Origin of the sequence: Variovorax sp. IB41 (genome assembly GCF_016405905.1) — a bacterium.
GTDB lineage: Bacteria > Pseudomonadota > Gammaproteobacteria > Burkholderiales > Burkholderiaceae_C > Variovorax.
In genome coordinates, this window is the sequence record NZ_JAEFCB010000031.1 from 23,076 (window position 1) to 37,723 (window position 14,648).

General features: G+C 68.9%; 13 protein-coding genes. 7 read left to right on the forward strand and 6 right to left on the reverse strand.

Annotation, left to right across the window (positions count from 1 at the left end):
• Nucleotides 1–82: 82 nt before the first annotated feature.
• Genes JC881_RS30870 through JC881_RS30880 form a run of 3 tightly spaced genes read right to left on the reverse strand, consistent with a single transcriptional unit; the run spans nucleotide 83 to nucleotide 4,397 of the window.
• Nucleotides 83–2,410: a CHASE2 domain-containing protein gene (locus JC881_RS30870; RefSeq protein WP_198789583.1), complete on the reverse strand. Its 2,328-nt coding sequence runs from the start codon at nucleotides 2,408–2,410 to the stop codon at nucleotides 83–85.
• Nucleotides 2,407–3,672 carry a FecR domain-containing protein gene (locus JC881_RS30875; protein WP_198789584.1) on the reverse strand — a complete coding sequence of 422 codons (1,266 nt, stop codon included), beginning with the start codon at nucleotides 3,670–3,672 and terminating at the stop codon, nucleotides 2,407–2,409. Before JC881_RS30875 ends, JC881_RS30870 begins: the two co-directional genes overlap by 4 nt.
• Complete coding sequence (locus JC881_RS30880) at nucleotides 3,669–4,397, reverse strand: response regulator transcription factor (protein ID WP_198789585.1); 729 nt, start codon at nucleotides 4,395–4,397, stop codon at nucleotides 3,669–3,671. The genes JC881_RS30875 and JC881_RS30880 overlap by 4 nt, the downstream gene beginning before the upstream one ends.
• A 302-nt stretch (nucleotides 4,398–4,699) precedes the next feature.
• Here JC881_RS30880 and JC881_RS30885 point away from each other — a divergent pair, with 302 nt between their 5' ends.
• Entirely contained in the window at nucleotides 4,700–7,840 is a 3,141-nt protein-coding gene (locus tag JC881_RS30885) for an ESPR-type extended signal peptide-containing protein (protein ID WP_198789586.1), read from the forward strand.
• A gap of 51 nt (nucleotides 7,841–7,891) precedes the next feature.
• Nucleotides 7,892–8,722 (forward strand): OmpA family protein, encoded by an 831-nt coding sequence (locus tag JC881_RS30890; protein WP_233102140.1) that lies wholly within the window; start codon nucleotides 7,892–7,894, stop codon nucleotides 8,720–8,722.
• Nucleotides 8,723–8,779: 57 nt separating this feature from the next.
• Here the strand turns inward: JC881_RS30890 and JC881_RS30895 are convergent, their stop codons facing one another.
• Nucleotides 8,780–9,466, reverse strand: a complete 687-nt coding sequence (locus JC881_RS30895; protein ID WP_198789588.1) for a class I SAM-dependent methyltransferase — start codon at nucleotides 9,464–9,466, stop codon at nucleotides 8,780–8,782.
• 108 nt (nucleotides 9,467–9,574) lie between these two features.
• Here JC881_RS30895 and JC881_RS30900 point away from each other — a divergent pair, with 108 nt between their 5' ends.
• The gene (locus JC881_RS30900; protein WP_233102141.1) at nucleotides 9,575–10,504 is read left to right on the forward strand and encodes a MurR/RpiR family transcriptional regulator; all 930 of its coding nucleotides are present in this window, start codon (nucleotides 9,575–9,577) and stop codon (nucleotides 10,502–10,504) included.
• Here the strand turns inward: JC881_RS30900 and JC881_RS30905 are convergent.
• Together JC881_RS30905 and JC881_RS32500 are read right to left on the reverse strand one after the other, a co-directional pair.
• On the reverse strand, nucleotides 10,441–11,316 hold the full coding sequence (locus JC881_RS30905; protein ID WP_198789589.1) for an HAD-IIA family hydrolase: 876 nt from the start codon (nucleotides 11,314–11,316) through the stop codon (nucleotides 10,441–10,443). The two genes, JC881_RS30900 and JC881_RS30905, sit on opposite strands and share 64 nt — an antisense overlap.
• A 65-nt stretch (nucleotides 11,317–11,381) precedes the next feature.
• On the reverse strand, nucleotides 11,382–11,519 hold the full coding sequence (locus JC881_RS32500) for a hypothetical protein (protein ID WP_233102142.1): 138 nt from the start codon (nucleotides 11,517–11,519) through the stop codon (nucleotides 11,382–11,384).
• Between JC881_RS32500 and JC881_RS30910 the strand changes: the two genes are divergently transcribed.
• The 4 genes from JC881_RS30910 to JC881_RS30925 all read left to right on the forward strand — a co-directional run bounded on the left by JC881_RS30910 (nucleotide 11,518) and on the right by JC881_RS30925 (nucleotide 14,621).
• Nucleotides 11,518–12,453: a phosphate/phosphite/phosphonate ABC transporter substrate-binding protein gene (locus JC881_RS30910; protein ID WP_198789590.1), complete on the forward strand. Its 936-nt coding sequence runs from the start codon at nucleotides 11,518–11,520 to the stop codon at nucleotides 12,451–12,453. The genes JC881_RS32500 and JC881_RS30910 overlap by 2 nt on opposite strands.
• Nucleotides 12,454–12,461: 8 nt before the next feature.
• Complete coding sequence (phnC, locus tag JC881_RS30915; protein ID WP_198789591.1) at nucleotides 12,462–13,286, forward strand: phosphonate ABC transporter ATP-binding protein; 825 nt, start codon at nucleotides 12,462–12,464, stop codon at nucleotides 13,284–13,286.
• Nucleotides 13,283–14,293: a phosphonate ABC transporter, permease protein PhnE gene (gene phnE / locus JC881_RS30920; protein WP_198789592.1), complete on the forward strand. Its 1,011-nt coding sequence runs from the start codon at nucleotides 13,283–13,285 to the stop codon at nucleotides 14,291–14,293. Before phnC ends, phnE begins: the two co-directional genes overlap by 4 nt.
• 109 nt (nucleotides 14,294–14,402) lie before the next feature.
• On the forward strand, nucleotides 14,403–14,621 hold the full coding sequence (locus JC881_RS30925) for a hypothetical protein (protein WP_198789593.1): 219 nt from the start codon (nucleotides 14,403–14,405) through the stop codon (nucleotides 14,619–14,621).
• The last annotated feature ends 27 nt before the right edge of the window (nucleotides 14,622–14,648 follow it).

Sequence of the window (14,648 nt, forward strand, 5' to 3'; positions counted from 1 at the left end):
ATGCGAGATTTGGTCAACATTCATTCGCGTTGCACGCCGGATTCACGCGAATGCCGTGAAGGTGTTCACACTTTTTGCAGTGTCATCGCTCGCGCGGCAATGTGATGCAGAAGGTGGCGCCGAAACCGGGCGCCGCGTGGCCATCGACCGTGCCGCCATGGCGCGCCACCACGGTGCGAACGAACTCGAAGCCCAGGCCATGGGAGCGAACGCCGGGTTCGTCGGTTTCACCGGACGAGCGGCCGACCGAGGCTTCGTGCGGCGCCGAAAGCAGGCGTTGGAGCGCGTCCTCGCGCATCCCTTCGCCTTCATCGGCCACGGCGATGGTTACTTCGCGCGCATCGACACCGAGGCACAGCTGCACGGTCTTTCCGGCGGGGCTGTGGCGGATCGCGTTGTTGAGCAGGTTGACGAGGGCGCGCGCGAGCAGGGCCGCATCGGCATTCAGTTCGATCTCTTCGTCGTGCTCGCTGACCCGCAGCACCAGCGCCACCTGCTTGCGGTTCGCATAGGCCAGCACCTGGTCATGCACGTCGAGCATCAGCGCGCCCAGGTGCGCGGGAGCGAACCGGTAGTTCCCCGTCCAGGCGTGCGAGACGTCGAGGAATGTCTCCGCCAGTTCCAGCGTGCGCAGCGCCTCGCGCCGCACGGCGGCCGCGAGCGGCGAGGCATCTGCGCCCGTGTCGAGCGCTTCCAGGTCGATCAACGCCAGGATGTTGGCCTGCGGGTTGCGCAGGTCGTGCGAGAGGAACCGGTGCCATTGCTCCCGTTGCCGCTGCGCGCGGCGCTCGGTCGTGAGGTCCGCCAGCGCGACGAGATAGCCCGAGGGCGCCTGGGTCGCATGCGGCGCCACGGATGCCACGAGCAGTTGCACATGCCGCTGGTGCTTCGTCAGGTATTCGGCGTGGATCTGTCCGATCCATGCGGGCGGGGTTCCGCTGACCTGCGCGAGCGCGCGCGACTGCGGCTGCAGGGGCTGCAGGAGCGCGATCAGGTCTTGCCGCGCCGCGGATGGCGCGAGCTCCGGCAGCAGTTCGCGCGCCGCATCGTTGCTCCCGACGATGCGGCCCTGTGCATCGCACAGCAGCACGCCGACCGGCATGGCCTGGATGGTGGAATCGGCGAGCACCTGCAGGTCGACCATGCGCGCGATCGCGTGGTCCAGCGCCCTGTTCGAAGGCGACGCATGCGGCGGCTGCCGTTGCACCTCGGACGAAGGCAGCTCGAACGCCCCCGACGGCAGCGCCTGCAACTGCCCGGCGCGCTGCTGCAGATAGCGCAGTTGGCTGCGCTGGCGCTGCCAGCTCCAGGCCAGGTAGAGCACCAGCAGCCCCACCAGCGGCGTGGCTGGCGCCAGCCACCAATGCAGCACGCGCAGCGATGCCATGCTGCCCAGGACCCACGTGATGGCCACGGCCGAGACGATGGCCAGGTCCATGCCTTCGCGCCGCCGCAGAAACCATGCGGCCAGCCAGAGGGGCAGCGCGATCCACGCGTAGATGCCTGCCCAGCCGGGCGATTGGATGGAGCGCTTGTGCATCAGCTGGTCGATGACGTTGGCATGCACCTCCACGCCGGCGAGCGGCTCCGTGTGGCCCGCGATCGGCGCCACGACCTGGTCGCCGAGTCCCGGCGTGGTGCTGCCCACCAGAACGATCTTGTCGCGGAGAAATTCCGGCGCCACTTCGCCGCGCAGCACGTGCACATAGGACACGGTGCGATAGCTGCCTTGCGGGCCGGCGAAGGGAATGCGCAGCGGATCGGCGTAGCGCCAACCCGCGCCGTCGGACGTGGCCGACGAGTGCGGCGGCCCGACGCCCGCGATCTGCAGCCCGATGTAGGGCTCGTCATTGCCGGGCGGGCCGATGCGCATGAACAGGCTGCGCGCGATCCCGTCCGCATCGAGCAGCAGTTCGACATGCCCCACCCCCCTGGCGCGCTCCTTGAGAAGCGGCAGCGGCGCGAAGAAATCGTCCTGTCCGGCATGCGGTTGCGGCGCGCGGTTCGCCTGCAGAGGCAGGTAGACCGGCAGCTCGGCCATGGCGCGCGCGAGGCGGCGATCGTCCGCCGCGTAGTCGCCGGGTTCCATCAGCAGCAGGTCCAGCATCACGGACCGCGCGCCCGCGCCGGCGAGACGTTCGAGCAGCTCGGCGTGCGTCGCGCGCGACCACGGCCATTGGCCCAGCGCGGCGAGGCTCGTCTCGTCGATCGCGACGACGAGGATGTCGGAGGAGGGCGTCTGCGCCACCAGCGGGAGTGCGCGGTCGTAGGCCAGCAGGTCCAGCTGTTCGAGGCCGGGGCGCTGGGCGAGCCACGTCAACACGGCGGGAAGCAGCAGCAGCGCGACCAGCGCCGGCCCCAGGGTTCGCAGCCGCGGGAGGTATCGATGGAGGTGCCGATGGAGACTCATCGGGCCGGCACGTCGATGCTCCCGCCCGTGAAGGGCGGCCCGTAGTGCTCGCCGTCCTGTGTTTCGCTCACGCGCCAGTGGTAGCGCCCGCCCACGACGAACGGGCCGACGATGGCGCTGCTGGCCTGCATGCCCTTCTGGTCGGTCACGAGGACTGCGAAATCGGGATCGCGCGAGAGTTCGAGCCGGTAGTTCCGCGCCGAAGAGCCGGCCCATCGCAGCTCGATGCGGCCGTCCTCTTTCCACTGCGAGGTGCCGCCCGGCTGCGGCATGTAGAAGAGCAGGTTCCCCGGCATGCCTTCCAGCCGGGCTTCGTCCACGGCGGCCACCTGTAGGTGATAGAAGCCCGCATCGAGCGCCGTGGGGAGCGCCAGCGAAGTGCCGGCGCTGTCGCCTTCCACGAGGGGCGCGAGGAACATCTCGTCCTGCGCGATGCGCCAGCGATAGCCTTGCGCGCCGGCAACCTGCGTGACCTCCACGCCGGGCGAATCCGCGGACGGCGGCTGGCTCGCGAACTGCGGCGCGGGCAGCAGGGCACGAACCGTGGGGCGATCGGCCGCGTCGCCGAGCACGATCCCCTGGCCGGCTTCGATCGACACCTCGGCCTGCGTGCTCCCCTGGCTCGCGGCAACGCGGCCTTCGAGCACTTCGCTCACCACCTGCCCGTCCTGCGCGCGCACCCTGAACCGCGTGCCCCGCACGCTGAGCACCAGCGAGCGCGAGCGGATCTTGAACTCCTGGTCGGGGTGCTGCTTTCGCACCTGCGATTCGATGCTGCCGTCCAGCAGCCGGAAGCCGATGCGGCGACGGTCGACGGCCTCCAGCGCGATCGCGCTGTGGGACGGAATCACCGAGCGACTGCCGTCGGGAAGGCCCAGCGTCACGAAAGAGCCCGCGTCCGTCGCCAGCGTGTCGCCGACCTTCACGGCGGCACCGGCGGCCACGCGCACCTCGGGTGCACCGGGCCGGCGCTGCCAGGCCTGGCCGGTCACCGCCAGCACCATCGCCTCGTCTTCGCCCAGGGCCCGGCCGTCCGCGAAGTACAGCACCGTGCCTGGCTGCAGAAGTCGCGGCTCGTCCACGCTGTTGCGCTGCTGTATTTCAGGCCACCGGCCCGGCTTTCGATAGTGCTGGCCGGAGATGCCCCACAGCGTGTCGCCCGGGCGGACCACATGCGACGACTGGGCCGCGACGTAGCCGAAGGGCGCGCACAGCCCCAGGGCCAGCATGCAGAGAACCCTGCGGCCGAGCGCGCGGTTCACGGGTTTTCTTCCGCTGCCCAGCCCAGTTGGTAGCCCTGCCCGTAGACCGTCCTGAGGACCATGCCGCGCCGCGCATCGAGCAGCAGTTTCTTGCGCAGCCGGTAGATGTGGCTGTCCAGCGTGCGCGAGGGCGACTCATCGGTCTCGTAGCCGGCCGATTCGAGCAGGTGGGCGCGCGAGACCGTCTGGCCCAGGCGGCTGAACAGGAGCAGCGTCAGGCTGAACTCCCGGCTGGTCAGCGTGTAGCGCTCGGGCTCGGCCCCCGGCGTTTCCCGGTAGAGCACGAGGTGGCCGACCGCATCGAGCGTCCAGCGGCCGATGTGCAGGGGCCCGTCCGGCGACTGCGGCTTGCCGCGCTTGAGCAGCCGCAGCACGCGCGCCCGAAGCTCGATGGGGCGAAAGGGCTTGGTGATGTAGTCGTCGGCGCCGGAGTTCAGCGCATGTGCAACGTCCTCTTCGGAACCCTTGGAGCTGAGCATCAGCACCGGCACGGCGTCTCCCTTCCACACGCGCAGCCAGCGCAAGAGCTCCAGCCCGTCCATGCTGGGGATCGACCAGTCCAGGATGACCAGGTCGAACGACTCCTTGCGCAGCACGTTCTGCAGCGCGACGCCATCGAAGAACGCCTGGCAGTTCACCGGTCCGTCGCGTTCGAGCTGCTGCTCCAGCGTGCGGACCAGGAGGGTCTGTTGAGAGAGTTCGTCTTCGACGATCGCGATGCGCATTGGCTACCTTGGTGTCTCCAAAACGCTGGATTCTGGTCGATGGCCTGCGCCGGAATCTGATGAATTCACACCTGTCACGACATTGTGAAAAGCAGGGAAACGTTCACATTTTGACGCAGAAATATACAAATATTCTCGCGAAATGTCGCAACCGGCTAGGTGGGTTCGACCTCGTGACGAATCATCCGCCGTCCCCGCTCCGGGTCGAGGCCGTTGCAACGCGCCGATAGCCAGGGAGCAAAAAACTAGCAAAAGGATCGACAGCCGACGGCCGATCGATCCACTCCAACTGGATCTTCGTCATGAACAGAATCTTCCGCTCCGTCTGGAGCGAATCCTTGGGTGCGTGGGTCGCCACCGCCGAAACGAGCCGTGCCCGGGGCCGGCGCGGCAGTGTCCGTGCGAGCGTCGTGGCCGCGGCCACGCTGCTGGGCGGGGCCAACGTGGCGAACGTGGCTTGGGGCGCGCAGGCCGTCAACGACGGAACGCTCTGCATGTCCCAAAGCGGGCCGGGCCAAACCTGGACCTGCCATGTGCCCAACAGCAAGGGCGGGTTCGCGATCATCAAGGGCCTGCCCGACGTCGGGAACGGATCGTCGCCGGACTGGGTCGCCGTGGCGAATGCGGCCGCGGCCAGTGTCGGGACCAATGCGCTTCTGCTCGGCGACACGGCCACCGTGGCCACTGGCAACGCAAGCATCGCAGTCGGCAATGGCGGCAAGGCAACGGCGGCCAGCGCGATCGCCATCGGCACCTTTGCCAACGCGGCCGGCGGTTCGTCGATCGCCATCGGCTTGCGCGCCAACGCCGCCGGCGGCAGCGGGGTTGCCATCGGCAACAACAGCCTGGCGGCCGCGACGGGTTCGGTCGCGGTCGGCGTGCAGGCGCACTCGTCTTATGAAGGCAACATCGTGATCGGCCGACAGGCGAGCGATGGCGGCGGCGACCAGACCATCGTCATCGGCGATGGAGCCGGCATCAACAGCAAGGGCATGGGCAATCTCGCGATCGGCTACCAGGCAGGGCAGAACACCGGCACCTCCTACAGCGGAGGTCCCACGGTCCAGTCCGACTCCAACGCCGCCTTCGGGAACAACGCCGGTCAGTACGTCAACGGCGGCAACAATCTCGCCGTCGGCGGCAGCGCGGGCGGCGGCGTCGAAGGTTATGGAAATGCGGCTTTCGGATCGACGGCCGGCCGGGACGTGGTGGGCAGTACGAACCTGGCGATGGGCCAAAGATCCGGGGAGGCCGTAAGGGGCGACGAGAACATCGCGATAGGCCGCGAGTCTGGCGCGCTCATCACAGGCACCAGAAACGTGGCCATGGGGGCTGGCGCCGGCTCGGGCGTCCTTGGGTCGACCAACATCGGCATCGGCTACGCCGGCGGCAACTCCGTCAGGGGCGACTACAACTCGGCGGTCGGCTACAACGCGGGCCTGAGCATCGAGGGCTCGAACAACGCCTCCTTCGGCACGGGTGCGGGCTTTTATTCGAAGACCGACCTGAGCGTGGCGCTGGGCGTGAGTGCCGGGGCCTACGTCCAGGGTTATTCCAACGTCGCACTGGGAAGAAACGCAGGCAGCGGCAGTTCCAGTACGCCGCTGGATGCGGACTACGCCATCTCGATCGGGGACAGCAGCCGGGCTGCCGCGGATCGCGCGATCGCGATCGGCTCGGACGCGAAGGCCCTGGGCGTGAGCAGCATTAGCATCGGCACGGGCAACACGGTGAACGGCGCGCGTTCGGGCGCGATCGGCGACCCGAGCTTCATCAACGCCGACGACAGCTACGCCATCGGCAACAACAACACCATCGCCGCCGGCGCCAACCAGAGCTTCGTGCTCGGCAACAACGTCTCGGTGACCAACGCCAACAACGTCGTGCTCGGCAACAACAGCGCCGACAAGGCGGCGGTGCAGGTGACGAGCGCCACCGTCCCGACCGTGATCGCCACGCTCAACCCCGACGGCACCGTCAGCTACAGCGCCGGGCCGGCCGTCACCTACGGCAATTTCGCCGGTACCGCCACGGGCGTGGTGAGCGTCGGTGCGGCAGGGGCCGAGCGCCAGATCGTCAACGTGGCGCCGGGCGCGATCACCGCGACCAGCACGGATGCCATCAACGGCAGCCAGCTGTACAACGCCGTCACGACGCTCAGCGGCAGCATCACCACCATCGTCAACAACGCGCAGACGCACTACTACAGCGTGAACGACGGCGGCACCAAGCAGGGCAACTACGCCAACGACGGCGCCAGCGGCGCCAATTCGGTGGCGGCCGGTGCGGGGGCCAGCGCCTCGGGTGCCGGCGCCGTCGCGGTGGGCAACGCGGCTACGGCCAGCGCGGCCAACAGCGTCGCGGTGGGCTCCAACGCCACCGCCAGCACCGCCAACAGCGTGGCCCTGGGCAACGGCTCGACCACCACCGCGGCCACGCCCACGGCCAGCACCACGATCCAGGGGCAGACTTACAACTTCGCCGGCGCCAACCCCGTCGGCGTGGTGAGCGTGGGCGCACCGGGTGCCGAACGCCAGATCCAGAACGTGGCCGCGGGCCAGCTCAGCGCCACCAGCACCGATGCGGTCAACGGCAGCCAGCTGTATGCGACCAACCAGGCGGTCAACAACATCCAGGGCGGCGGCGGCATCAAGTATTTCCACGCCAATTCGCAGGCTGCCGATTCGCAGGCGGCCGGTGCGGAGAGCGTGGCCATCGGCCCGCAGGCCGTGTCGCAGGGCGCCGGTTCGATCGCCATCGGCAACAGCACGATCGCCACGGCGACCAACGGCGTGGCGCTCGGCGCGAACGCCACGGCCGACCGCGCGGGCATGAGCGGGCAGAAGGAGTTGTTCTCCAACGCCGTCGTGAACTCGGCGCAGGGCGCGGTCTCGGTGGGGAGCACGGGCAACGAACGCCAGATCACCAACGTCGCCGGCGGCACGCAGGCCACCGACGCGGTGAACGTGCGCCAGTTGCAGGCCGTCAAGAACAGCAGCGTGCAGTACGACACGAACGGCGACGGCACGGTCAACCACAACAGCATCACGCTGGGCAACAACACCGGGCCGACCACGATCCGCAACGTGGCGCCGGGCGTCGCGCCCACCGATGCGGTCAACGTGCAGCAGCTGCAGGGCAGCGTGGCGAACAGCGCCGCGTACACCGACGCACGGGTCAACCAGATGGGCCAGTCGATCGACCAGATCGGCAAGAAGGCGTACGCCGGCGTGGCCGCCGCCATGGCGATGGAGAGCGCGCCCTACGTGCCCGGCAAGGTGACCTATGCGGCGGGCATGGGGTACTACGAGCAGCAGAGCGCGGTGGGCGTGTCGCTGCGCAAGACCGCCGACAACGGCCGCTGGAGCGTCACCGGCGGCGCATCGGCGACCACGCGGGGAAGCGTCGGCTTTCGCGTCGGCATCGGCGGTGTCTGGGACTGAGCGATGCCAGGACCGAACGCCTCCTCCCTCAACTCCTTCATGGCCATACACATGCCCCAACGATTCATCTTCCGCGCGGCCGCCGCAGCGATGCTGTGCGCCGGCGCCTTGTCAGCCGCCGCCGCAGCAGCGGCAGCGAACGACGACATCCGGTTTCCCGAGCTGCAGAGCTCTTACCTGAAGACCGGCGATTTCGTCGGGCCCGATCACGTGCGGCGCGTGCGGCCGGGCCTGAACAAGGACCAGGTCCGCCTCGAGCTGGGCAATCCGCATTTCAGCGAAGGCATCTTCGGCGTCTCGGCGTGGGACTACGCGTTCAACTTCTACACGGGCAAGGCCGACGCCTACGTGACGTGCCAGTTCAAGGTGAAGTTCAAGCGCGACGAAGGGCAGTACCGCGTGGAATCGACGCACTGGAAGGACCCCGATTGCGCGCTCTTCGCGCAGCCGCCCGAGGTCGTTCCGGTTCGCAGCGTGCCCACGTTGCTGCCGCCCCAGAAGGTGACGCTGAATGCCGACGGGCTGTTCCGCTTCGACGGCGCGGGGCCTGGCGACCTCTTGCCCGAAGGCCGCGAGCGCGTGGCGCGCCTGGCGGGCGACATCCAGGCCAACTTCAAGGCGCTGCACTACGTGACGGTCACGGGCCACACCGACCGCCTGGGCACCGATGCCTACAACCAGGCGCTCTCGCAGGCCCGTGCGAACACGGTGCGCGACCTGCTCGTGCAGGCCGGCATCGACCGGGCCAAGGTGCGCGCATCGGGCATGGGCAAGCGCCAGCCCGTGGTGAGCGACTGCGAAGGAACGCGCGCCACCCCGGACCTGGTGAAGTGCCTGCAGCCCAACCGCCGCGTGGAGATCGAAGTGGTCGGCGGCACCTGATCGACATCGGTGGGCATCGTGGTGCTGGCCGTGCTGGCCGTGCGGAACGGCCGACAGTCATCCTGAAGCAGTGCGCCGGTAGGTCAGCAGCCGCCCCCGGTACGCCACGCGGCCCACCGCCGCGCGCTGGTCGAGCCGCTCCTCGCACATGCCGAAGCCTTCGTCGGCCATCTGCCGGTTGAAGGCGGGGCGGTTGCCGCGGTCGGGGTCGACGATCCACACCTCGCCGGCGGGGCTCGCATGCCGGCCGATGAAGGCGGCCAGCAGGCCGCCCGCATCGCGCTCGTAGAGCAGGTCGCTGCCGATGATGAGATCGAACGCGCCTTGCACGTCGCCTTCGGTGTTCACTCCGCCCATGCCCCAGTGGCCGCGCCGGTACTTCATCGGCGGCAGCGCGTTCAGCCGCAGGTTCTCCAGCAGGAAGCCGGCCGTCAGCGGGTGGCAGTCGCTCGCGGTCATGTCGTTGCCGCGGCGGTGGCCGACCAGGCTCGCGAGCGCCAGGCCGCAGCCGATCTCCAGCACGCGGGCGCCGATCACGACGGGGTGTATCGCCATCCGCGCGGCCAGTTGCGCACCCGAGGGCCACAAGAGCCCGAACATCGGCCATGCCGCCGACGAGATGCCTTGCGCTGCCGCGGCGCCTTGCGGATCGGCGTACTGCTGGCGGTCGAGCAGGGACCGGATGACCAGGTCGTCCGCACCCGCGATGGCGATGCGCTCCAGCTTGATTTGGTAGCCCGGCATCGGAAGGGGGCGGGGCCTCGCGGGCGAGGCCTCGAGGCAAAGCGAAGGAGGCCCAGTATGCGCGCCGCCGCATCAAACCGCCATCGTGGGCGGGTAAGCTCGCGGCCCATGAAGCGCAACAGCAGCCCCAGCACCCCCCGATCCGCCAGCCCCAAGGCCGCCGGCATGCCGCCGCCGCAGTTGCCGGACGGCCAGGTCTCGGCGGTGCTCGCGCGCATCGAGACGCTGTGGTCGTCGCTCGGCCCCGTGGGCCAGCGCATCGCCGACTTCATCGTGAAGAACCCGCGCGAGGTGGTCCACATGTCGGTGAGCGAAGTGGCCGAGCGCACGGGTTCGAGCGAAGGCAGCATCGTGGGCCTGTGCAAGAACCTGGGCGCCACGGGCTTCCAGCAGATCAAGATCGCGCTCGCGCAGGAGATCGTGCGGCCGGTGCAGTTCATCCACGAAGACCTCGACCCGCAGGACAAGGCCGATGCGGTGATCCGCAAGATCTTCCAGAGCAACGTGCAGACGCTGCACGACACGCAGGCCACGCTCGATGCGAAGGCGATGGAGCGCGCGGTCAAGCTCTTCCGCCGCGCCGAGCGCATCGAGATCTACGGCATCGGCAGCTCCGCCACCATCGCCGAAGACGCCCACTACCGCATGCTGCGCATCGGCCTCAATGCGAAGGTGGTGGTCGATTCGCACGTGCAGGCCATCAGCGCCTCGCTCACCGATGCGAAGGTGGCGGTGCTCACCATCTCGCACTCGGGCAGCACGCACGAGACGGTCACGGCCACGCGGCTTGCGAAAGAGGCGGGCGCCTCGACGGTGTGCATCACCAACTTCGGCAAGTCGCCGATCCAGGCCTTCGCCGACGTGGTGCTCTTCACCATGGCGCGCGAGACCAGCTTTCGCACCGAGGCGATGACCAGCCGCCTCGCGCAGCTGGCGATCATCGACGTGCTGATCGCGTGCCTGGCGCTCTCGGACTACGACACCTCGGTGCGCACGTTGCGCCAGACCTTCGACGTGCTCTCGCTCAAGAGGTACTGAGGCGCTTCTTCGGCCGCGAACGCGGCGGAGCGGAAGAGCCCCGCCACGGTGGGTGCGACGGCACCCGGCGCCTGGCCCACCAGGAGGCACGCCATGCCCAGCCGCGCGGCGCCTTCGGCGTCGGTGAGCGGGTTGTCGCCGATGACCACCGTGCTCGCGGGCTCCGCGCCCAGGCGGCGCAAACCTTCCTCGAACAGCAGCGGCGCGGGCTTGCCGATCACGCGCCAGGGCTGCACGCCGCTCGCGGCGAGCACGGCCGCGAGCAGCGCGCCGGTCTCGGGCACCACGCGGCCTTGCGGGCCGGGGTGCGTGGCGTCGGCGTTGGTCACCATCAGCCTGGCGCCGCGCAGCAGTTCGTTGGCGGCGAGCGCGAGCCGCGCGTGGCTGAAGTGCATGTCCAGCGCGAGCAGCACGAAGTCCGCATTCGCCTGCACCAGCTCGCAGCCTTCGGCCCGCGCGAACCGATGCAGCGACTGGCTTCCGATCAGCAGCACGCGCGCGCCGGGGTGCTGCTGCGCGAGCTGCCGCACCGCCAGTTCGCCGGCCAGCACGATGCGCCCGGGCGGCACGCGCAGGCCCAGCCGGCGCAGCCGCAGCGCCAGGCCCTGCGCCGTGTGCGTGGAGTTGTTGGAAACGATGGCGTAGCGGTCGTGAAAGTGCGCGAGCAGTTCGGCCGCGCCCTCGATCGCTTCCTGCTGGCGCACCAGCGTGCCGTCCAGGTCGACGAGCAGGTGGCGGGCCCGGGTGAGCCATTCGCCGTTCGCTGTTGCTTTGCTGCCATTCACTGTCGCTGTCTTGAAATTCGTGCTCATGGATCTCCGGTATCGGCCGACCGGTATCTCGGCCATGGCGCCGGATTGTATTGAACATTGCTCAATTAATTGTTGGTTTTGTACTGAGCTAATTTCATTTTCCTGTCATCTTTCGTTTCTAAGCTCACCGGCATCCGAGCGATGAACCCGCCCCTCCAGCGCTCCCGCTCTGCCCACAGATCCGAAACGAAGGAACCGATCATGAACAAGCTCCTGGCCGTCGCGGCCGCCGCACTCACGCTGTCCGCAGCACTCTCTTTCCCGGCGCATGCGCAATCCGTGGCCGACGGCTCGCGCGAGCACCCGCTGCGCGTGCTGCTGATTCCCGCCGACGGCGGCACCGAGTCGGGCACCAAGGCCGACTACGCGCCGGTCTTCAACGCCATCACGCGCACCACGGGCCTGAACTTCGACCTGAAGGTCGGCCAGTCGTACGGCGCCGTGGTCGAGGGCATGTGCAACCAGCTGGCCGACATCGCCTTCTTCGGCCCCGTGTCGTATGTGCAGGCCCACAAGCGCGGCTGCGCGCAGCTCCTGGCCGTGGGCGTGGAGAAGGGCGCCTCGGTGTACTACGCCGGCATGTTCGCCAAGGCCAATGCGCCCATCGCCACCATCAAGGACGTCAAGGGCAAGCGCGTGGCCTTCGGCGACGTCAACTCGGCCTCCAGCTTCACCTTCCAGGTCGCGATGCTGATGGACGCGGGCATGGACCCGGCCAAGGACCTCTCGGCCATCCGCATGACCGGCAGCCACGCGAGCAGCCTGGCCGCGCTCGTGCAGGACCAGGTCGACGTGGCCTCGCTCTCGTTCGACTCGTACGAGAAGGCCGTCAAGCAAGGCGCCGTCGATCCCAAGACCATGAAGGTCATCGCCAAGAGCATCGCCATTCCGTACCCGCCGCTCGCGCTCAATTCGAAGCTGCCCGAGCCACTCAAGACCAAGCTCAAGGACGCCTTCCAGACGGTCAACAAGGCCCCCGGCATCACGCCCGACATGATCCGCGGCTACGGCGGCGGCAAGATCGACGGCTACGACACCAAGTTCTCGGAGGACGAGTTCAACGTCGCCGCGGAAAAGCTGGGCCTGCTGACCGACGAGCTCAAGGGCCGCATCCTCTCCAAGGCCGCGGAGCGTTGAGCACGGCCATGCTGAATTTCGATTCGGTCGCCATGCGCTATGCCGACGGCACGCGCGCGCTCGACGGCGTCTCGCTCGCGGTGCCCACCGGCCAGTTCTGCGTGGTGCTGGGCTCCTCGGGCGCCGGCAAGTCGACGCTGCTGCGCATGGCCAACGGGTTGGTGCGGCCGACCGGCGGCGCGGTGCAGGTGGAGGGCGTGCCGATCGTGGCCGCTGCGCTCGCCCGCATCCGCCCGCGCATCGGCATGATCCACCAGCAGTTCAACCTCGTGCTGCGTTCCACCGTGGCCGAGAACGTGCTGGCCGGTGCGCTGCCCGCGATGCCGACGTGGCGCGCGCTGCTGGGCCTCTTTACCGACGCGCAGCGCGCCAAGGCCTGCGCGCTGATCGAATCGGTGGGCCTGCACGAGCAGCACCTCATGCGCCGCGTGAGCGAACTCTCGGGCGGCCAGCAGCAGCGCGTGGGCATCGCGCGCGCCTTCATGCTCGATCCGCCGCTGGTGCTGGCCGACGAGCCCGTGGCGAGCCTGGACCCGCAGACCAGCCACGACGTGCTCTCGCTGCTGCGGCGCGAGGCGCGCGAGCGCGGCACCACGGTGCTGTGCAGCCTGCACCAGATCGAGCTGGCCTGCGAATTCGCCGACCGCATCGTGGCGCTGCGCCATGGTGCGGTGGTGTTCGACGGCGCGCCCGAAGCGTTCGACCCGAAGGTCTTCGATGCGATCTACGGCCGGCCCGCGGCGGCCGCACAACCACCGGCTCCATTGAACGAACCCGAGGCCGTGCTGCCGCTGCACGCCGGCCATGCGGGCTTGCTGGAGATGGCGCAATGAACCAGCCCGCATCCCGCCCTTCGTCGGCCTGGGAGCTGCCGCGCCCCTTCGGCACCCGCAGCCTCGTCGTGCTGTTTCTCGTGATCGTCGTCGGCTTCTTCGCCGGCCAGCGCGTGGAGATGGGCCGCATGCTCTCGCTCACCGGCGAAGGCGTGCTCGCCGCCGTGGGCCTGCGCGACCAGTCGCAGGTGCTCTCGGGGCTGGGCACCATCGCGCGCTCGCTGTTTCCGCCGCAGGTGTCCGAGCGCACCGAGGTCGCGCGCATCGAGGGCTTCGACCGCAACCGGCTGCCCTGGTTCTCGCACGTGGAGTCCGAGGAATCGCGCCAGCCCAAGCTCAATCCGCAGACGCTGCAGATGGAGGAGGTGGTCGACCAGCGCGAGGTGCTGGTGGAGCCCTTCGGCTACCTCTGGCACGTGGCGGTGAAGATGCTCGAGACCTTCGAGATCGCCATCTGGGCCACGCTGCTGGCCATCGTGCTGAGCGCGCCGCTGGCCTGGTGCAGCGCCAAGAACTACACGCCCCACCGCGCCGTCTACACGCTCGCGCGCAGCGTGGTGGGCATGTTCCGCGCGGTGCCCGAACTCGTGAGCGCGCTCTTCCTGGTGCTGGCCTACGGCTTCGGCCCGATCGCCGGCGTGCTGGCTCTCGCGCTGCACTCGGCGGGCTTTCTCGGCAAGTTCTACGCCGAAGACATCGAGACCGCCGACGACAAGCCGCAGGAGGCGCTGCGCGCCATCGGCGCGAACAAGCTGAAGGTGATGCGCTTCGCGGTGCTGCCGCAGGTGATGCCCCAGTTCATCGCCTACACGCTCTACGTGCTCGACCGCAACGTGCGCATGGCCACCGTGGTGGGCCTGGTGGGCGCGGGCGGCATCGGGCAGGAATTGAAGGGCCGCTACGACATGTACAACTACGCGCACGTCGGAACGATCCTGATCGCGATCTTCCTCACGGTCCTCGTGCTCGACAGGGTCGCAGCCCGCCTGCGCAGCCGCTATGCCTGAGCGCTAGCCCCCGCACCCATCCCGACTTTCCTTCGATTCCGATGCGAGCCCTTCGCGGGCCCGCAGGGGATCGCTTCGCCCTCGATCTTTCGTTCCAAAGGACACACCCATGAAATCAGCTTCTTCCCGGTACGGCCTCGCTGCGGCGGGCCTCGTCTTGTGCCTTGGCCTCGCTGCCTGCGGCGGTGGTGGTGGTGGTGGCGGCGGCGGTGGTGGTGGCTTGCCCATTCTTCCGCCGGGCCAGACGCCGCCCGCCGGCAGCGGCCCGCAGCAGCCCGGCGGCGACCAGCCCCAGCAGCCCGCGCCCGCCCTGAAGTGCGCGCCCTGACAGCGCCGCCCGCCCACCGATCCGCTC